This window comes from Desulfurivibrio modestus (genome assembly GCF_044068625.1).
Lineage (GTDB): Bacteria > Desulfobacterota > Desulfobulbia > Desulfobulbales > Desulfurivibrionaceae > Desulfurivibrio.
Map to the genome: position 1 here is coordinate 39,343 of NZ_JBIPKH010000002.1, position 19,300 is coordinate 58,642.

Annotated in this window: 16 protein-coding genes and 1 riboswitch; of the genes, 15 read left to right on the forward strand and 1 reads right to left on the reverse strand. The window is 58.8% G+C overall.

Annotated features, from left to right (window positions below):
* Nucleotides 1–13: 13 nt before the first annotated feature.
* On the reverse strand, nucleotides 14–523 hold the full coding sequence (locus tag ACHHRT_RS01830) for a nitroreductase family protein (RefSeq protein ID WP_395497104.1): 510 nt from the start codon (nucleotides 521–523) through the stop codon (nucleotides 14–16).
* Nucleotides 524–878: 355 nt separating this feature from the next.
* Between ACHHRT_RS01830 and phnD the strand changes: the two genes are divergently transcribed.
* The 15 genes from phnD to ACHHRT_RS01905 all read left to right on the forward strand — a co-directional run bounded on the left by phnD (nucleotide 879) and on the right by ACHHRT_RS01905 (nucleotide 19,298).
* Nucleotides 879–2,606: a phosphate/phosphite/phosphonate ABC transporter substrate-binding protein gene (gene phnD, locus ACHHRT_RS01835; protein ID WP_395497106.1), complete on the forward strand. Its 1,728-nt coding sequence runs from the start codon at nucleotides 879–881 to the stop codon at nucleotides 2,604–2,606.
* Nucleotides 2,607–2,608: 2 nt separating this feature from the next.
* A complete protein-coding gene (locus ACHHRT_RS01840; RefSeq protein ID WP_395497108.1) occupies nucleotides 2,609–4,066 on the forward strand; it encodes a sensor histidine kinase in 1,458 nt (485 codons plus the stop codon).
* 6 nt (nucleotides 4,067–4,072) lie between these two features.
* Entirely contained in the window at nucleotides 4,073–5,425 is a 1,353-nt protein-coding gene (locus ACHHRT_RS01845) for a sigma-54-dependent transcriptional regulator (RefSeq protein ID WP_395497110.1), read from the forward strand.
* Nucleotides 5,426–5,945: 520 nt separating this feature from the next.
* Nucleotides 5,946–8,480 (forward strand): molybdopterin-dependent oxidoreductase, encoded by a 2,535-nt coding sequence (locus ACHHRT_RS01850; RefSeq protein WP_395497113.1) that lies wholly within the window; start codon nucleotides 5,946–5,948, stop codon nucleotides 8,478–8,480.
* A 50-nt stretch (nucleotides 8,481–8,530) separates the two neighbouring features.
* Nucleotides 8,531–9,292 (forward strand): 4Fe-4S dicluster domain-containing protein, encoded by a 762-nt coding sequence (locus ACHHRT_RS01855; RefSeq protein WP_395497115.1) that lies wholly within the window; start codon nucleotides 8,531–8,533, stop codon nucleotides 9,290–9,292.
* A 70-nt stretch (nucleotides 9,293–9,362) separates the two neighbouring features.
* A complete protein-coding gene (locus tag ACHHRT_RS01860; protein ID WP_395497117.1) occupies nucleotides 9,363–10,043 on the forward strand; it encodes a TorD/DmsD family molecular chaperone in 681 nt (226 codons plus the stop codon).
* A gap of 27 nt (nucleotides 10,044–10,070) precedes the next feature.
* Nucleotides 10,071–10,235, forward strand: a complete 165-nt coding sequence (locus tag ACHHRT_RS01865) for a twin-arginine translocase TatA/TatE family subunit (protein ID WP_395497119.1) — start codon at nucleotides 10,071–10,073, stop codon at nucleotides 10,233–10,235.
* 8 nt (nucleotides 10,236–10,243) lie between these two features.
* Nucleotides 10,244–10,367: riboswitch (molybdenum cofactor riboswitch) on the forward strand.
* Nucleotides 10,358–11,395 (forward strand): GTP 3',8-cyclase MoaA, encoded by a 1,038-nt coding sequence (moaA, locus tag ACHHRT_RS01870; RefSeq protein WP_395497121.1) that lies wholly within the window; start codon nucleotides 10,358–10,360, stop codon nucleotides 11,393–11,395. It overlaps the preceding riboswitch by 10 nt.
* Nucleotides 11,396–11,459: 64 nt before the next feature.
* Nucleotides 11,460–11,891 carry an MOSC domain-containing protein gene (locus ACHHRT_RS01875; protein WP_395497123.1) on the forward strand — a complete coding sequence of 144 codons (432 nt, stop codon included), beginning with the start codon at nucleotides 11,460–11,462 and terminating at the stop codon, nucleotides 11,889–11,891.
* A 144-nt stretch (nucleotides 11,892–12,035) separates the two neighbouring features.
* Nucleotides 12,036–12,875, forward strand: coding sequence for a TatD family hydrolase (locus tag ACHHRT_RS01880; protein ID WP_395497126.1), 840 nt, complete (start codon nucleotides 12,036–12,038; stop codon nucleotides 12,873–12,875).
* A 94-nt stretch (nucleotides 12,876–12,969) separates the two neighbouring features.
* Complete coding sequence (locus ACHHRT_RS01885) at nucleotides 12,970–14,769, forward strand: methyl-accepting chemotaxis protein (protein WP_462348128.1); 1,800 nt, start codon at nucleotides 12,970–12,972, stop codon at nucleotides 14,767–14,769.
* Between the two features lie 12 nt (nucleotides 14,770–14,781).
* Complete coding sequence (locus tag ACHHRT_RS01890; RefSeq protein ID WP_395497130.1) at nucleotides 14,782–16,128, forward strand: TrpB-like pyridoxal phosphate-dependent enzyme; 1,347 nt, start codon at nucleotides 14,782–14,784, stop codon at nucleotides 16,126–16,128.
* A 20-nt stretch (nucleotides 16,129–16,148) separates the two neighbouring features.
* Nucleotides 16,149–17,447, forward strand: coding sequence for a 3-isopropylmalate dehydratase large subunit (locus tag ACHHRT_RS01895; RefSeq protein ID WP_395497132.1), 1,299 nt, complete (start codon nucleotides 16,149–16,151; stop codon nucleotides 17,445–17,447).
* Nucleotide 17,448: 1 nt separating this feature from the next.
* Complete coding sequence (locus ACHHRT_RS01900) at nucleotides 17,449–17,964, forward strand: 3-isopropylmalate dehydratase small subunit (RefSeq protein ID WP_395497135.1); 516 nt, start codon at nucleotides 17,449–17,451, stop codon at nucleotides 17,962–17,964.
* On the forward strand, nucleotides 17,961–19,298 hold the full coding sequence (locus tag ACHHRT_RS01905; protein ID WP_395497137.1) for a class I SAM-dependent RNA methyltransferase: 1,338 nt from the start codon (nucleotides 17,961–17,963) through the stop codon (nucleotides 19,296–19,298). The genes ACHHRT_RS01900 and ACHHRT_RS01905 overlap by 4 nt, the downstream gene beginning before the upstream one ends.
* Nucleotides 19,299–19,300: the final 2 nt, after the last annotated feature.

Genomic DNA, 19,300 nt, shown 5'->3' on the forward strand with positions numbered 1-19,300 from the left:
CCTCTGGTACGGTTTAAATGGTTTTAAGGATAAATTCATCCAGGGCTTTACGTTGGGACCGGCGCTGGCGGGGGGCGGGATGACCCAGGGCGATCACCGCCATCAAATCCATCCGTTCATCAAGCGCCAGAATCTGTCGGACCTGCTCCTTGTTTTTCAGGATCTGTCCCAGCCAGACCGCCCCCAGGCCCAGGGCTTCGGCGGCCAGCAGCATGTTCTGGATACAGGCCCCGGCGGCCTGATGGTCCTTGAGCTGGTCATACATTGCTTCCTGATCAAGGAAGACGGCAATCAGGGCCGGAGCGGCCAGCACCACTTTCCGGTAGCTGGTCTGTTCGGCCAGCTGTTCCCGAATCTGGGGGTTGGAGATCAGCACAAAACGCCAGGGTTGATTGTTGAGCCCGGAGGGGGCCCAGATTCCGGCCCGGACAATCTCCTGCAACTGCTCCAAATCCACCTCTTCCGGGGTGAATTCGCGCACACTGCGCCGACAATAAATTGCATCCAACACGGGGTTTGTCATAAGTCTGGCGGGAACTTTGCTGAATTAAGCATCTTTGGCCGGTTTTTGCCGCTTTTGCCGCTGCCCGGGCAAGGCGGGCACACCCGGTAAATTAACGACGATATTAGTCGGCGGTTCCCAAGGTGTCAATCAAAAGGGTCGGCGGTGAACCGGCGGATCCTGCTCTTTTGATCTCGCCATCGCCGCGCCGGGGAATTATACTGTTACGCTTTGGTAACAGTCCGTGGAGGCGGATATGTCTCTATGCCGCTAACACTTTGAAAAAGGGCTCTTTTTTTATTTGGCCGGTTATTTGCAAGATTAAATAGATTGTTATGGGGCTGACAGTAAAATAATAAACAAGGATCTCAACATTATGGCCTGCTCGACATATTTCTTTAAAAAGACCCTGCTGCGTTACCTGTTATTGCCCATCGCCATTATGGCGTTGACCGCCGTCGATGGCCGAGCGGAAAACCTTCGGGTCGGGGTGGCCTCCATGGTGACCCCGGTGAGCGTGGTCAGGTACTATCAGGAGATCATCGACTATCTGGCCCAAAAGCTTGAGCTGCCGGGGGAGATGGTTCATCGCACCACCTACGATGAGATCGACCGGATGCTGGAGGAAAAAAGCGTGGATGTGGCGTTTATCTGCTCCGCCTCCTACATCTTGAACCGGGAGAAATTCGGGGTCGAACTTTTGGTGGCCCCCATTGTTGACGGCAGGAGCTACTACCAGTCGGTAATCATCACCCATCGCGACAGCCCGATTACCAGTTTTGAGGAGCTAAAAGATCGCTCTTTCGCCTTTGTCGATCCCAAGTCCAACAGCGGCAGACTTTACCCCTTATACTGGCTGGCCCAGCGCGGGGAAAGGGCCGAGACCTTTTTCGACCGTTTTTTCTTTAGTTACAGCCATAATAAGTCGGTGGAGATGGTGGCCAAGAAGAAGGCCGACGGGGCCTCGGTCGATGTACTGGTTTTGGATTACATGATCGCCACCGGCTCACCATACGCGGCGGAGGTGAAGGTTGTGCACCGTTCGCCCGAATTCGGCATGCCGCCGGTGGTCGTGCCCCCGGGTTTACCCCTTTATTTGAAAGAAAAGATGCGCCAGACGTTGCTTAAGATGCATGAAGATCCCAGGGGCAAGGAGATTCTTGCCGCCATGCGGATCGACCGGTTCGCCCCCGCCGCCGATGCCGATTATGATTTGATTCGTGGGATGAAGAATTTTGTGGAAGATAAGGATATTGTCTTCTTCGCCTCGCCCCGCTCCAGAATTGATGAGCTCGATGAGCGGTCGGTAAAGTTTGGGGTCATTCCTTGGGACAATCCCCGGATTGCCTACGAAAAATACCAACCCTTTCTTGACTATCTGGGGATGAAGAGCGGGGCTCAATTTGAGCTGGTGTTGAAAAATTCCTACCAGGAGGTGGTCAACGGACTGGGGCGGGGGGAGTTCCATCTGGCGCTGCTGGGGCCGTTAACCTACCTCGACGCCCATTCCCGTTTTGGGGCGTTGCCCATCGCTAAGAGTATGAACAGCGACAAAGAACCGATTTTTCAGAGTGTTATCGTGGTCGGCCCGGAAAGCGGTATCAATGAGCTGGCCCAACTGGCCGGAAGCAGTTTTGCCTTCTCTTCCCTCTGGTCCACTTCCGGTAACCTGTTCCCCCGCTACATGCTGGCCTGGGAGAATATCCATCTCCAGGAACTCAAGACTTATGAAAACTTCAACTACCACGATACCGTGGTCAAGAAGGTGCTGAGCGGGGAGTATGATGCCGGTGCCGTGCGGCGGCAGGTGGCGGAGAAATACGCCCCCTACGGCTTGAAGATTGTCGCGGTCTCGGATCCCATTCCCACCGGCCCGGTGGTGGTTTCTCCCCAGGCGCCTTATACCGTGGTCAAAAAAGTCCAGGAAGTGTTGCTGCAGATGAATGACGATCCCGATGGGCGCTGGATTCTGGAAAAAATGGATCCCGATTTGCGGGGCGGTTTTGTGGCGGCCTCGGACGTGGACTACAGCGGGGTGCGCAAGATGATCAACGATGTGCCGGTTACCTGTGGGATCGGCTGTCACCCCAAGGTCGATTTCTAGCCATGCCGCGCCCTTTTTACGGACTTTCGCTCCAGCAGAAGTTTTTATTGATCACCTTTCTGGGGATCGGGCTGTTGACCCTCTCCCTGGGCTCCCTGGCGGCCCTGCGCAGTCATCATCTCCTGCACGCCGCCGTGGAGAAGCAGGGGCGAATTTTAGCCCAAACCGTGGCGGCATTGATCATCAATGAACTGATTTATGAAAAACTCGGCCTGATCGAGGAGGGCGGGTTGATCGATAACTATGTTCGGGAGATCTATGGCCGGAAGGATCTGGATTTTCTCTATGTGGCGGTGCTTGACGAAAACAACCGGGTCATTTCCCACAGCGACTTCTCCTATTACGGCACCACCATGGGCAGCGCCATTGCCCATGAGGCCGGGATGGGAGAGGAGGTGGTGGTCCACCGGACCCGGGATCAGGAGGCAAGGCATGAGGTGCTGGAATTTGCCGCGCCCTTGTCCATCGGCGGCAAGCGCTGGGGGGTCTTTATGTTTGCCGTTTCCCTGGCGGATATCCAGCTGGCAACCCGGCTGTTGACCGCCCAGATCGTGGCCGTCCTGGTGCTGGCCCTGCTGGCCGGCCTGGGTCTTATTATCATGCTCAATCGGAAATTTATCCTGCCGATCACCACCCTGGCCCAGGCCATGCAGGAGATCGACAGTGAGCTGCCGGACCGCAAGGTCGAGGTGCGGGGCAGTGATGAGCTGGCCTTGCTCGGCCACAGCTTCAACAATATGATCGATCGGATTCGGGAAACCAACCTGGCCAAGAAGAGAGCCCATGAAAAGCTGCTCCAGTCGGAAAAACTGGCGACCCTGGGAATTCTCTCCTATCGCGTCGCCCACCGGATCAACAACCCGTTGGGGGGGCTGTTCAATTGTCTGTGGATGATGGAGAGGCAGGGCCATGACCCCTCGTTCCGGCAAAAATATATCGACTTGCTCCGGGAAGGTCTGGAGAGCATCCAGGAGACGGTGGAACAGCTTTTGCGGACGGCCGGCAAAAAGGGCAGCCATGAGAGGGAAGTTCCGGTGGCGGATCTCCTGGCCCGGATCATGCGGCTGCTTGATTATCGGATGAAGGATTCGGCAATAAGCTATCACTCCCAGGTTGACCCCGCCCTGGTCCTACCGATTCCCACCCATGATCTGCAGGAGATTCTGCATAATTCCCTGGTGAATGCGGTTCAATCCATGCCCAATGGCGGAACCCTTGAGCTTACGATCCAAAAACGGGAAGATCTCTATCTCATGGAGATTAAGGACAGCGGGGTCGGGATCCCCGTCGCCGAACAAGAGAAAATATTCGACCTGTTTTACACCACCAAAGGGGATCAAGGGACCGGTTTGGGTTTGTGGATGACCAGCGAGCTGGTCAAAAAATATAAGGGAAAAATCAGAATCGAAAGCGCCCCGGGGGCCGGGACCACCTTGATCATTTCCATTCCTGAGGCATAAACGAAGATGAAGCATAGTATTATTGTTGTGGAAGACGAGAAGATCGTGCGTATCAGCCTGGCCGATGCCCTCACCGCCGAAGGCTACACGGTGCTGGCGGTCCCGACCTGCGCCGAAGCGTTGGCGGCCCTGGGAGAGGGCGCCTTCTCCCTGGTGATCACCGATGTCAGGTTGCCCGACGGTAACGGCATCGAGATTCTCCAGCGGATAATGGAGCGGGGCGACAACAGCAGCGTGATCGTCATGACCGCTTTCGGCACCATTGAGGATGCCGTTAAGGCCATGCGGCTGGGGGCCTACAACTATATCACCAAACCTTTTTCCCTGGAAGCGATGCTTCTGGTGGTAAAAAGAGCGTTGGATCATCAGGATGCTGCCGCGACCAATGTTCGGCTCAGGAAAGAACTCTCCTCCTGCTACTGCCCGTTCCCCAACATGATTGGAGAGAGTTCGGCGATGCACAAGGTTTTTTCCCTGCTGGCCCGGGTGGCCCGCACCGATTCCACGGTTCTGATCACCGGCGAGTCGGGTACCGGCAAGGAGTTGGTGGCCTCCAGCATCCATTATCAGAGCGACCGAAAAGACAAGCCGCTGGTCAGGGTCAACTGTGCCGCCCTGCCGGATACCTTGATCGAGGCTGAGTTGTTCGGCCATGAAAAGGGGGCCTTTACCGGGGCGGAAGTCCGCAAGCTGGGCCGTTTTGAACTGGCCGATGGTGGGACCATTTTTCTTGACGAGATAGGCGATCTGCCCCTGCTTACCCAGACCAAGATTTTGCGGGTGATCGAAGAGCGGACCCTGGAGCGGCTCGGGGGTGGGGCCAATACCCTTAAGGTCGACGTCAGGGTTCTGGCGGCCACCAACAAGGAGTTGGCTGAAGAGGTCCGGCAGGGAAGATTTCGGGAGGACCTTTTTTACCGGCTCAACGTAATTCCGGTGGAGATGCCGCCCCTGCGCAAAAGATCGGAGGATATTCCCCTGCTGGTGGAAAAGTTCGCCAAGCGGTGCAATGACCGTTTCGGTACGACCAGGAGTTTTGATCCCCAAGCCATCGAGGCCCTGATGCGTTACAGCTTTCCCGGCAATGTTCGGGAGCTGCAGAATATAGTCGAGCGTTGTATCGCCCTTACCGAAACCGAGATCATCGGCCGGGCCGATCTACCGGCCCACATCCGGGGAGATATGGGCCGGCAGAGTGCCTTGCTGCCCCTGGCCGAGGTGGTCGGAGAGGCGGAACGCGCCCATATTGAAAAAATTCTGCGGATCACTTCCGGCAACCGCTCCAAGGCCGCCGATCTGCTTGGGATCAGCCGCAAAACCCTGTGGGAAAAAATTAATTCGCACAAACTGAAAGTTTAAGTTTTCCGCAAAATTAATTGGACGATCGAGTTTTCTCGACCTAAAACCGCTCGCCGTTACCTTATGGTAACAGCCGACCGGGCCTTTCTTGGATTTTTCGCCTTAATACAGTATGTTCCGTTTTAAACTCGCGACTCTTTGGCCTGTCGGGATGGATTGAAGATGTGAAACTCCCGGCAACCAGCTGTTCTTCCGTGCTATCTCTTTGTTTGTCGGCTCCGCCGACCGTTACTTTGTCGTAACAACCTCGCCTCGCTCCTTCCTCCTGGCCCATCAGGAAATCCCGTGACTCTCGCTTTGGCAACCTTTTCATAACAGCATAAATCGTTGTCAAATCAGTTGACTAAGTTCGCATGAGCAGCTTTTGCGCACGGTACATTAGTCACCAGAAACAAACCCTGGCACGTTTGATGCTATGTGGAGTGAGTTGAGAAAACCGTAAAGTTAATTGCTCGGTATTGGGGATTGGGGATGGGGACAAGTCAATGATCGGGAAAATTACTAACCAGAGGAGGATATGATGAGAATCAAGAGGCGGGATTTCCTGAAACTGAGTGCCGCCGCCGGCACGGCGGTCGCGTTGAACAAAGGTTCGGCTCTCAATGCCTTCGCCCAGGCAAAGGGCAGGGAGATTGGCGGGGAAGATCCCGGCAAATGGATGGCATCCACCTGCCAGGGCTGTACCACCTGGTGTCCCATCGAAATTTTTGTCCAGAACGGTCGGGCCACCAAGGTTCGGGGCAATCAGTTCAGCAAGGCCAATAGCGGTTACTGTTGTGTTCGCGGTCATCTGATTATTCAGCAGATTTATGATCCGGACCGGATCAAGACCCCGATGAAGCGGACCAACCCGGTCAAGGGGCGGGGGGTGGATCCCAAATTCGTGCCCATCAGCTGGGACGAGGCGATGGATACCATCGCCGATAAGGTCATCGAGCTGCGTAAAAACAAGGAGACTAACAAGTATCTGTTGATGCGCGGCCGTTACTCCGATCACAATGCCATCCTTTACAGCGATCTCACCAAGATGATCGGTTCCCCCAACAATATCTCCCACAGCGCCATCTGCGCCGAAGTGGAGAAGATGGGCTCCTTCTATACCGAAGGATTCTGGGGTTATCGGGATTATGACCTGGACAAGATGAAGTATCTTATTGTCTGGGCCTGCGATCCGGTCTCCTCCAACCGCCAGATTCCCAATGCCATCACCAAGTTCAACAACCTGCTGGAAAACGGCACCATGGTGGCCATCGACCCCCGGATGAGCAACACCGCCGCCAAGGCCCATCACTGGCTGCCGCTCAAACCCCAGACCGACAGCGCCCTGGCGGTGGCCATGGCCCACGTGATCCTTACCGAAGGCCTCTGGAACAAGGAGTTCTGCGGAGATTTCAAGGATGGCAAAAACCTCTTCAAGGCCGGCAAAAACGTGGATGAAGGTAGCTTTGACGAAAAGATCACCAATGGCCTGGTCAAGTGGTGGAATATCGAGTTGAAGGACCGGACTCCGGCCTGGGCCGCCAAGATCACCGGCATCGATCAAAAACAGATCACCGAGGTGGCCCGGGGATTCGCCAAGGCCGCTCCCCAGTGCGCCATCTGGTACGGGCCCAACATGCAGCCCCGGGGCACCTACGCGGTCATGGCCATCCATGCCCTCAACGGCCTGGTGGGCGCCATCGACAGCGAGGGAGGCCTCTGTACCGGCATGGGCGGGGTTTCCAGTGGCTATCCCAAGATCGACGCCTTCCAGGATGATCTGGCCAAGGAGGGGGCTAAAAGCAAGAAGATCGACCAGCGCGGCACCCTCATGTTTCCGGCCATGGCCAGCGGCAAGCCCGGGGGTGGGGTGGTGACCAACAACGTGGCCAACGCCATCCTGGCCGAGGACCCCTACGAGATCAAGCTGGCCATTGGCTATTTCTGCAATTTCAACTTTTCCGGCACCGAGGGGGGGCGTTGGGACAAGGCGCTGGCCAAGCTTCCCTTCTTCGTGCACCTGGTCCCTATGTCTTCCGAGATGAGCCAGTTTGCCGATATCGTGCTGCCCGCGGCTCTCCATCACAGCGAGCACTGGGCGGTGGTGCGCAGCAAGGCCAATCTTTACGGCCACACCTCCATCCAGCAACCGCTGATCGAGCGGATGTTCGAAGTCAAGGGGGCGGAGACCGAATTTGTCTGGTTGCTGGGGGAAAAACTGGCCGCCAAGGGTTTCCCCAACGTGCTGGATTGGCTCAAGAGCTTCAAGGACCCGGAAACCGGCAAGGCCCCCAGCAATGGTGAAGAATTCGCCCTGTACGCCACCAAGATCAGGTCCCACAAAGCCTGGGATCCGGCCCAGAATAAGGATTACCCGGGGGACCGTCCCCAGGGCTGGCAGGAGTTTGTCGAGCGGGGTGTGGTCAACAGCCCCCGTTTCACCTTCGGTAAGAAGTGGGCCGATGGGTTCCCCACCGAGACCAAAAAGTTTGAATTCTACAGCGAAACCCTCAAGAAAGCCCTTAACACCCATGCCGCCAACCATAATGTCTCGGTTGACCGGGTGCTGGAAGTGACCAATTACGAGGCTCGGGGGGAGAAGGCCTTTGTGCCCCACTACGAATCGGTTATCCGCCATGGCGATTCCAAGAGCTATCCTTTCGACCTGATCGACATGAAGTCCCGCCTCAACCGAGAAGGGCGCAGCGGTAACCTGCCCTGGTACCTGGGGTTCAAGAAGTGCGATCCTGGTGATCTCAACCATGAAGATGTGATCCAGATCAATCCCGCCGACGCCAAAAAGCTGGGGATCAAGGATGGGGAGATGGTCAAGGTCAGTTCGACCGTCGGCAGTCTGAAGGTAAGGGCCCGCCTGTGGGAAGGGGTTCAACCGGGGACCGTTGCCAAATGTTACGGCCAGGGCCATTGGGCCTATGGCCGGGTGGCGACCATCGAGCATGGCAAGACCCCCCGGGGAGCCAACTTCAACGAGATCATGCCCGACGATTATGACCGTCTGAGCGGCGCCACCGCCCGTAACAGCGGTTTTGTCGGTGTCAAAATCGAGCGGGCCTAACCCTCGATTACCGGGTTAACATACTTTTGGGACCTAAGGAGGAATAAGCGATGACGCAATACGCGATGGTTATAGATCTGCAGAAATGCACGGGCTGCGGGGCCTGCGCCCTGGCCTGCAAAACCGGCAACAACACCGCTTCGTACAACAACGGTCAGACCCATAACTGGGCTGATTACCAGCCGGAAGTAAAGGGAACCTTTCCCAACACCAAGTACACCATGCGGCCGGTGCTTTGTAATCACTGCACCAATGCCCCCTGTGTGGACGCCTGCCCGGTGACCCCCAAGGCGATGTTCAAGACCCCCGAGGGGATCACCATGCATAACGATGAGCGCTGCATCGGCTGCCGCCTTTGCCAGCAGGCCTGCCCCTACTCCCAAATGGAGGTGCCGGCCAACAGTGAAGCTTACAGCGTGATCTCCTACAATAAGGCCGGCTCGCCCTATCAGCCGATCTTTGCCGACAAGAGCGAGTTGGTCCCCGGCATCACCACCTCCGGAGCCGAATTGGCCGCCAAGGTCGGCAGTGTCCCGCCCCATCGGACGGCGTACAGCCATCCCGATTATCAGGATGTGCGCCGGGGCGGTATCACCGAAAAGTGCATCTTCTGCGAGCATCGGGTCAAGAAAGGCCAGCCCCCCAACTGTGTGGAGGCTTGCCCTTCCCAGGCCCGCGCCTTCGGTGATATCTCCGACCCCAGCAGTGAGGTGGCCCGGCTGATCAAGAAGTATAAGCCTAGCGTGCTCAAACCGGAGGCCGGGACCAAACCCAATGTCTTTTACATTCGGGAGTACAGCGTTCGCTCCTGATCCACAGCGGCGGGGTGGGCGCCTCGGGGTGTCCACCCTGGCCATATTTTAATACCGGGATATTTGCACCATGACCAAAGTCAGGGAGATGAAAATGCAGCGGGCCGATTGCTTCAAGTTACTCGCCGCCTGCTTTTATGAGCCGGATCGGGAGCTGTTTCTGGAGGAGCGCTTGTGCGACAACCTGGCCTCGTTGTTGTCGGCCTTTGGCTGCGAAGATTCGGCGATCTCCACCCTGGCCATGAAAAAGGCCCTGCAGGCCACGGGTCAGGAGGAGTTGCTGGTGGAGTACGCCCGGCTTTTTGTCGGTCCGTTTGAGCTACTTGCCCCGCCCTATGGTTCGGTCTATCTGGAGCAGGGCGGCAGGTTGATGGGTGACACCACCGTGGCGGTGCGAAAACGGTACCGGGAAAGCGGGCTTGAGCTGGAAGTGATGGAAGCTCCCGATCACATCGCCCTGGAGCTGGAGTTCATGCATTACCTCTGTCTTGGTGAGGCGGAGGCCTGGGCAAACGGAGAGCCGGATCGGGTGCTGCGGCTGGTCGCCGACCAGGCGGAATTTTTCCGTGATTATTTAAGTTCCTGGGTCCCGGCTTTTTGTGTTAAAGTGAAAAAAGGTACGAATAGTGGTTTTTACCTTGCTTTGGCCGAATCTCTGGAGTCCTTTATCCGGGAGATCGCCCCTTTTTATGAGGCGGTTACCCCTTTGGCCCAAAGCGAGGTGGGTTGTGACCACGGAACCGCGGCCTAACCGCGGCAACTGGAAGGAGGAAGCGATATGTTTGGTCTGGGGATGACGGAGCTGATGGTGATACTGGTTATTGCCTTCCTGGTTTTCGGGGGCAAAAAGTTGCCCGAGCTGGGAGCCGGTCTGGGCAAGGGGATCTCCTCCTTTAAAAAAGGTTTGCGTGAACCCGAGCAGATCGAGGATAAAACCGCGTAACATATCTGAATTATAAAAGTCTCCGAGCCTGAGAGCCTAAGCCGTTTTCTTGCGGTAAGGTTCGCGGCCGATAGGGCGCGGTTGGAAACGGCCCCGCCTCCCTTGTTTGGAAAGGAGAAAGCATGTCCGCACCTCATATTCTGCAAGTGTCCGGCCCGGTTGCCGCGACCATGCCTCCCGCGTCCCTGATCGATGACCATGGCCGCCGCATCAACTACCTGCGGCTGGCCATCACCGACCGTTGCAATCTCCGTTGCCGTTACTGTCGCCCCGCCAAAGGGGTGCCCTTCATACCCCATGATCAGATCCTGACCCTGGAGGAACTCCAGCGCCTGGTGGAGATTTTTTGTGATCTGGGAGTGGAGAAGGTGAGGGTGACCGGTGGTGAACCCTTCTCCCGGCGGGGCTGCGTACCCTTTCTGAACAGAATTCGCCGAATTGCTGGCCTGAAGTTCCTCCATATCACCACCAACGGGGTTAAAACCGCCCGCTATCTCGATGAGCTGGCCGCAATGGGGGTCAGTGGGGTCAATTTAAGCCTCGATACCCTGGATGGGGCAAGATTCCAGCGGATTACCCGGCGGGATTTCCTCGATCCGGTCCTGGAAACCCTGCAGGGCCTCATTGCCCGGGCCATTCCCTTTAAGATCAACAGCGTGGTTCTTGAAGACACCACCGATGAAGAGATTGTCCGCCTGGTGGCACTGACGGAGAGCCAACCGGTTACTCTTCGTTTTATCGAAAGAATGCCTTTTTCCGGCACGGCGGGATCGGCGGGTTTGGGTGATGGCGATCTGATTGTTCGACTGAATAGAATTTTTCCCGATCTGACCGAAATTCCGCCTGGCCAGGCGCCCACCACTGCCCGCCTCTTCGCCCTGCCGGATCACCAGGGCCGGCTGGGGGTGATCCAGGGCTACTCCCGCCTGTTCTGCAAAAGTTGCAACAAGGTGCGAATAACCCCGGCCGGAATTCTTAAAACCTGCCTCTACGACGACGGGACCCTTGATCTGAAACAGATGTTGCGGAGCGGCGCCGACGATGACGAGATCAAGCGGGCCATTGTCGCCAGCGTAAGTAAACGCTTTGTCAATGGCCACGAGGCGGAGCGTTTTTCCGCCCGAAAATCTGAACCGTCCATGGCAGCAATCGGCGGTTGAACTTGCTCTCCCAGTCTTGTGTTCAACGGTTGAAGCCAATTAATTGCTCTTGAGGAGAACGACGATGGCATATGTGGAAGCGGTTTGCACCAGCGAAAAAAAGGGGATTGTCAAGCGTGAGCAGGCCAGGGTTACCCTGAAACGGGAATGGGGGCTGGAGAGCGACGCCCATGCCGGTGAGTGGCACCGCCAGGTCTCTCTTTTGGCCGGTGAATCCATCGACAACGTCAAAAAGGTGCTGCCCACCCTTAAAAACGGCGCCTTCGCCGAGAATATCATCACCCGGGGAATCGATCTGACGGCCTTGAAGGTGGGGGATCGGCTGCGGATTGGGGAGCAGGTGATTCTGGAGATCACCCAGATCGGCAAGGAGTGCCACAATGCCGGTTGTGCCATCAAAAAGGCCACCGGCGACTGCATCATGCCCCGGGAGGGCCTGTTCGCCCGGGTGATTGAGGGTGGCGAGGCCAAGGCGGGTGACCCCATCCTGACCTGATGGTTGGCCGCCGGCTGCGCTGCGGTTAAACGGGCCTGTATTGTTGGGTTGGCGGAGATAAGCGGCCACGGGGAGATTGCCAGATCGCTGCAAATCTGGTAGAAATTTCTCCCCGTTTAAACCCGCCGCCCGAAGGAGCAAACCGTGACCGCCCAAACCAGGCCCGCCCCCCCGCAGTCAGCCAGTTCCTCTTTTTTCCCGCTGATCGATACCCACTGTCACCTGGATTTTCCCGATTATCAGGACGATTACGCCGCCATGCTGGCCCGGGCCGAAGAGGCCGGGGTGGTGGAGATCATCACCGTGGGGATTGATCTGCCCACCTCCCGCCAGGCGGTGGCCCTGGCCCAAACGGCTGTGGGTGAAGAATCCAACCTGAAAGTCCATGCCACCGTCGGGGTCCACCCCCACCATGTCAATGAACTGGTGGAGGGTGATTACCGGCGGTTGCGGGCATTGGCCTCGTCTCCGCCGGTGGTGGCCTATGGCGAGATCGGTCTGGACTACGCCAAGGAGTATTCACCGGCCCCCTTGCAACGGCGCCATTTCGCGGCCCAGGTCCAGTTGGCCCGGGAGTTGGGCCTGCCGCTGATCATTCACGACCGGGAAGCCCATGCCGACACCCTGGCCATCCTCAATGAGGCTGGCCCCTTGCCCGCCGGCGGCGTGATGCACTGCTTTTCCGGGGATGCCGCCCTGGCCGAGCAGGTCATCGATATGGGGTTTTATATTTCGATCACCGGGGTGATTACTTTCAAAACGGCTGCCACTCTGCGCGAGGCGGTGAGCCGGGTACCCCTGGACCGCCTCCTGCTGGAAACCGACGGTCCTTTCCTGGCCCCGGTGCCCCATCGGGGCAAGCGTAACGAACCAGCCTTTCTTACTTTTATAGCCGCCAAAATTGCCGAATTGAAGGGGTGTTCCCTTGCGGAGTTAACCGCCGCCACCACCGCCAACGCCCGGCGATTATTTAACTTAACTTGAAAATTATTCCTGTTTTTTTCGGCCGCTAAATGCTAACTTTGCTCCAGGCTATCTTGTTAACGGTAATCATTCAATTGCTGAGGGATTGGCGGAAATGGGGATGAAACAGTGGTCGTTACGGGGCAAAATCGTGCTGCTGGGGGTGGTGTTGCCCACCATTCTCATCATTGTGTTGTTTCGGCTTTATATGGCGGAGTCGCGGGAAAAGACCCTGACGGCTTTCACCGATAAGGCCCGGGCCATCTGCCTTACCGCCGAGTCCGCCCGGGAGGAGATGGAGGCCAAATGGCGCATGGGACTTTTTTCCACCGAACAGTTGCGGACCTTTGCCGCCCAGGGCCAGCAGGATAAGATTCTGGCCACCGTGCCGGTGGTTTCGGCCTGGAACGCGGCCATGCGTAAGGCGGAGGAGGGGGGTTATACCTTCCGGGTGCCCAAGTTTAACCCCCGTAATCCCCGCAATCAGCCCGACCCCCTGGAGGCCAGGGCCCTGCGGACCATGGCCGAACAGAGTCTCAACGAATACTACGAGATCGATGAGAGCACCAACTCAGTGCGCTACTTCCGGGCGGTACGGCTCACCGAAACCTGTCTGATCTGCCATGGTGATCCTGCCAACTCCACGGCTCTCTGGGGTAATGACCGGGGGATCGACCCCACCGGAGGCCGGATGGAAAACTGGAAGGTGGGTGAGCTGCATGGGGCCTTTCAGGTGATCCAATCCTTGGAAGCCGCCGATCTGCAGCTGCAGCAAGCGGTGGCTAAAGCCACCTGGATTGTGGTTGGTGGCTTGGCCCTGATGGCCCTGCTTTTTGCCACCTTGGTGTTGCGGGTGGTCTCCAATTCGGTGATTCGGCCGATCTCCAAGATCATCGAAGATCTGGCCGGCAACTCCAGCAATCTGATGGATGCCGCCACCCAAGTCTCCGCTGCCAGCCACGAGTTGGCCGATGGGGCCGGCAACCAGGCGGCCTCCCTGGAGGAGACCTCCGCCTCCCTGGAGGAGATGTCGTCGATGACCCGGCTCAATGCCGACAATGTAAAGCAGACCAGTCAGATGGCGGAAAATGCCCGCAATTCAGCGGAAACCGCCCAGCAAAGCATGGAGCGGATGGGGGAGGCGATCAGCAGCATCAAACACTCGGCCGATGAAACGGCGGTGATCATGAAGACCATCGACCAGATCGCCTTCCAGACCAATCTGCTGGCCTTGAACGCGGCGGTGGAGGCGGCCCGGGCCGGTGAGGCGGGAGCCGGTTTCGCGGTGGTGGCCGACGAGGTGCGAGCATTGGCCCAGCGCAGTAGCGAGGCGGCCCGCAATACCGCTCAGCTCATCGAGCAGTCGCAGAAAAATGCCGACAACGGGGTGGCGGCGGCGGCCCAGGTCAAGGAGATCCTGATCAAGATCGTGGAGGGGGTCAACAAGGTCAGCCAGCTGGCCAAGGAGATCGCGGTGGCCAGCGATGAGCAGGCCCAGGGGGTTAACCAGATCAACCTCGCCGTCTCCCAGGTGGATCAGGTGACCCAGAGCAACGCGGCCATCTCCGAGGAGGCCGCCTCGGCCAGCGAGGAGCTTTCCGGCCAGGCCACCGAGATCAACACCCTGATCCGGGAGCTGGCTGGAATTGTCGGGGCGTCCTTGCCCCGCCGGAGCCTGGAAGATCACAGATCCGGTCGTCCCCTCGCCCCCCGTGGCAAGGGTGGCTCCAAGTCCATGAAGGCGTTGCCCTCGGGCGCCGATGATGGTAAAGAAAAGTCCGCCGCCCCCAAATCGGCCCGTGCCGGGAGCCGGGTGGCCCCTCCCGTGGCAGCCGGCGGCGCTGCCACCGTGGAAAAGGGAAGGCGGGCAGAGAAGGTGATCCCCTTCGACGAAGACGACTTTGAAGATTTTTAGGAGGCTCAATCCATGCGGCAGAAGCAGATCGATCTCCCAGCCGACCGTCGGATCAAGCGGTGGTACAACGTAATCGCCGATATCCCCAACGGGGTGGCACCACCCCTGGATCCGGCCACCGGCCAGCCCATCGGCCCCGACAAGATGGGGGCGATTTTCCCCATGGGCCTGCTGGAGCAGGAGATGAGCGGCGAGCGCTGGATCGACATCCCCGAACCGGTTCTCGATATCTGGCAGATCTGGCGGCCTTCTCCCTTGATTCGGGCCACTTTTCTGGAGGACGCCCTCAAGACCAAAAGCAAGATCTACTACAAGTATGAAGGGGTTTCACCCTCGGGCAGCCACAAGACCAACAGTGCCGTGGCCCAGGCCTATTTCAACCAGCGGGAAGGGGTCAAGAGGCTGGCCACCGAAACCGGGGCCGGGCAGTGGGGGTGCGCTCTCTCCTTTGCCGCCCAGAAGTTCGGACTGGAGTGCAAGGTTTATATGGTGCGGGTCTCCTACGATCAGAAACCGTACCGCAAGGTGATGATGAACACCTACGGGGCCGAGATCGTTCCCAGCCCCAGCCCCGACACCCCCACCGGTCGGGCGATTCTGGCCAAAGACCCCGATACCCATGGTTCCCTGGGAATTGCCATCAGCGAGGCTTTGGAGGACGCGGTTTCCCGGGATGACACCAAGTACGCCCTGGGTTCGGTCCTCAACCATGTCTGTCTCCACCAGACGGTAATCGGGTTGGAGGCCAAGGAGCAGCTGGCCATGGTGGGCGATTATCCCGACGTGGTGATCGGCTGTTGTGGGGGCGGGTCCAACTTTGCCGGCCTGGCTTCCCCCTTTCTGCCGGACAAGCTGGCCGGCCGGAAGATCCGCCTGCTGGGGGTGGAGCCCACCTCCTGCCCGACCTTGACCAAGGGCAGCTTCGCCTACGATTTCGGCGATGTTTCCCAGCGCACCCCTCTGCTTTACATGTACACCCTGGGCCACGATTTCATGCCGCCGGGGATCCACGCCGGTGGTTTGCGCTACCACGGCATGGCGCCGGTGATCAGCGCCCTGATGCGGGAAAATCTGATGGAGGCCACCGCCCTTCACCAGTTGGAGTGCTTCGAAGCCGGCACCCTCTTTGCCCGTACCGAGGGAATTATTCCCGCCCCGGAATCATGCCACGCCGTCCGGGCGGCGATCATCGAGGCAACCCGCGAACCGGACAAACCCCAGACCATTCTCTTTAATCTCTCCGGCCATGGCTTGCTTGATCTGGCCAGCTATGAGAAATTTTTCGCCGGGGAGTTGCAGAATTACGCCCTGCCCGACGAGGCGATTGCCGAAGCGACCCGCAATCTGCCCAAACTGTAATTTTTTTTTTGGAGAAACCGATGTCCCAGACCATCGTTGAAAAGATTTTTGCCGCCCACCGCCGTGATACTCCCACCCCCGAGAATATTATTCTCGATCTGGACGTGGTGATGTGCCATGAGATCACCACCCCCATTGCCATCACCGACTTGGAGGCGCGCGGTCTGGACCGGGTGTTCGATCCCGATAAGATCAAGGCGGTGATCGACCACGTCACCCCGGCCAAGGATTCCAAAACCGCCACCCAGGGCAAAATTCTCCGTGACTGGGCCCGCCGCCACCAGATCAGGGATTTTTTCGATATCGGCCAGAATGGGGTCTGCCACGCCCTCTTCCCGGAGAAGGGCTTTATCCGTCCGGGCTATACGGTGATCATGGGTGATTCCCACACCTGCACCCACGGAGCCTTCGGGGCCTTTGCCGCCGGGGTGGGCACCACCGACCTGGAGGTGGGTATTTTGAAAGGGGTCTGCTCCTTTCGCCTGCCCAAAACCTTCCGGGTCACGATCAAGGGAGAGCTGGCGGCCGGGGTCTATGCCAAGGATGTGATCCTCAAGATCATCAAGGAGATCACGGTCAACGGCGCCACCGACCGGGTGCTGGAGTTTGTCGGCCCGGTGGTCACGGCCATGAGCATGGAAGCCAGGATGACCCTCTGCAACATGGCCATCGAGGCCGGGGCCACCTGCGGCATCTGTCTGCCCGACCGGACCACCGCCGAATACCTCTGGCCCTTTATTCAGGAGCAGTATGACTCCATCGAGGCGGCGGTGACCGACTTTGCCCGCTGGCACTCCGATCCCGATGCCGTTTACGAGCGGGAACTGACCTTTGATGTTTCGGAGCTGGTCCCCCAGGCCACCTACGGCTTCAAGCCCGACGAGGTCAAGGATATCACCGGGATGGAGGGTACCCCGGTGGACCAGGTCTACATCGGCTCCTGCACCAACGGCCGGATCGAGGATCTGCGGGAGGCGGCCCGGGTACTCAAGGACCGTAAAATCGCCGAGCAGGTGCGGGCCATTCTGGTGCCGGCCACTCCCAAGGTTTATGCCCAGGCCCTGGAAGAGGGGCTGATCAAGGTTTTCATGGAGGCCGGCTTCTGCATCACCAACCCCACCTGCGGCGCCTGTCTGGGAATGAGCAACGGGGTGCTGGCCGAGGGCGAGATCTGTGCTTCCACCACCAATCGCAACTTTAACGGCCGGATGGGCAAGGGGGGGATCGTGCACCTGATGAGTCCGCTCTCCGCCGCCGCCGCCGCCGTGGCCGGTCATATCACCGATCCCCGTAAAATGCTGGCAATGGGAGCTAAGTAAGATGAGAGAATTTGGAGGCCAGGCCCTGTTCCTGGATCGCAGCGATATCAACACCGACGAGATCATTCCGGCCAAGTATCTCACCGAGATCACCAAGATGGCCCTCCAGCCCTACGTCCTGGAAGACCTGAAACTGGGGGGCTTTGATCCCCAACGTGATCTGGCCGGCAAGAACGTCATTGTCAGCCGGGCCAATTTCGGCTGTGGTTCCTCCCGGGAACACGCGGTCTGGGTTTTTGAGGTCAACGAAATCAACACGGTGATCGCCGCCAGCTTCGCCCGGATCTTCCGCCAGAATATGTTCAACTGCGGGTTGCTGGCCATCGAGTTGCCCCCAGCCGATCTCGATACCCTGTTCAATCTGGGGGGCGAGGTGCAAATCGAGGTTGACCTGGCGGCGGGCAAGCTGCGGGCCAGGGGCGAGCGGGAGGCCGAATTTCCCTTCACCATCAACGAGTTTGACCGGCGGCTGGTGGAGGCCGGCGGCTGGTTGAATTACGCCGATCAGCATTATTGAAACTCCGCGTCGAAAAGGTGGTGGCCGGCGGCCTGGGTCTGGGCCGCCGGGAGGATGGCTGCACGGTCCTGGTGCCGGGGGTGCTGCCCGGCGAACTGGTGCGGGTCAAGGTGCGGCGCAGCCACCGCAGCTACCAGGAGGCCAGTCTGGTGGAGTTGCTGGAGCCCAGCCCCCAGCGCCGCTTGCCCCCCTGTCCATGGTATGAGCGTTGCGGCGGTTGCGACCTGCAACACGCCAACTATCCCAGCCAACTGGAGTTAAAGCAGCAGATCTTGCGGGAACTGCTGCAGCGCCACGGCCTGGACGCCCAGGTGGAGCCGGTTTTAGCTCCCCCGCTGGCCTCGGAGCAGGAGTTTAACTATCGCCAGCGAATCAGGCTCCAGGTGGCCGAGGGCCGCCTGGGCTTTTTTCAGGCCGGCAGTCATCGGTTCACCGAGGTGGAGCAATGTCTCTTGGCCCGCCCGGCCATCAACCAGGTCTGGCGGCAACTGCCGGCCAGCTCTTCCTGGCGACGGCTGGCGGACCAGTGCCAGGCCCTGGAGTTCAGCCTGGATCCGCAAAGCGGGCAGGTGGTCCTGCTGCTTCACCACCGGCGCCGGCCCCGGCCGGCGGAGAGAGAGGCCGCCTGGCAGCTTTGCCGGGAGCTGGCGCAACTGAAAGGGATCGCTTTTCTGCCGGTTGGGCATCAGGCCGGCCCTTTTATCGACCGGCAATCGGGGGCCCGGGGGCGTGATGGAAGCGAGCAACTGCGGCTCCACTTTCTTTTCCCCGCCGCCATAGCCGGCCGCTCCCTGGAATTGACCGTGGAGCCCACCGCTTTTTGTCAGGTCAACGAGGGGCAGAACCGGCGGTTGCTGGCCCGCCTGCTTGAGCTGCTCCAGCCGGCGGGCGACGAGGTCCTGGCTGATCTCCATTGCGGCATGGGCAACTTCTCCCTGCCTCTGGCCCTGGGTTGTGGCCGGGTGTACGGGGTGGATATCCAGGCCGCCGCCATTCGTGGAGCCATACGCAACGCCCAGGCCAACGGCATTGAAAACTGCCGATTCAACCGGGCCGGGGCCCAGGAGGGCCTGGCCGCCCTTTATGCCGCCGGGGTTAATCCCGATATCTTGCTGCTTGATCCCCCCCGGGGAGGTTGCCTGGAGCTGGTTCGCGCAGTTGGGGACCCCCGGCCCTCCCGCATCATCATGATCTCCTGCGATCCGGCCACCATGGTTCGTGATCTGGCGGTTCTAGGCCAAAAAGGGTACCGGGTGGCGGGCATGCAACTGATCGATATGTTCCCCCAGACCCACCATTTGGAGACCATCACCCTGTTGCGCCATTCCGGTTGAGT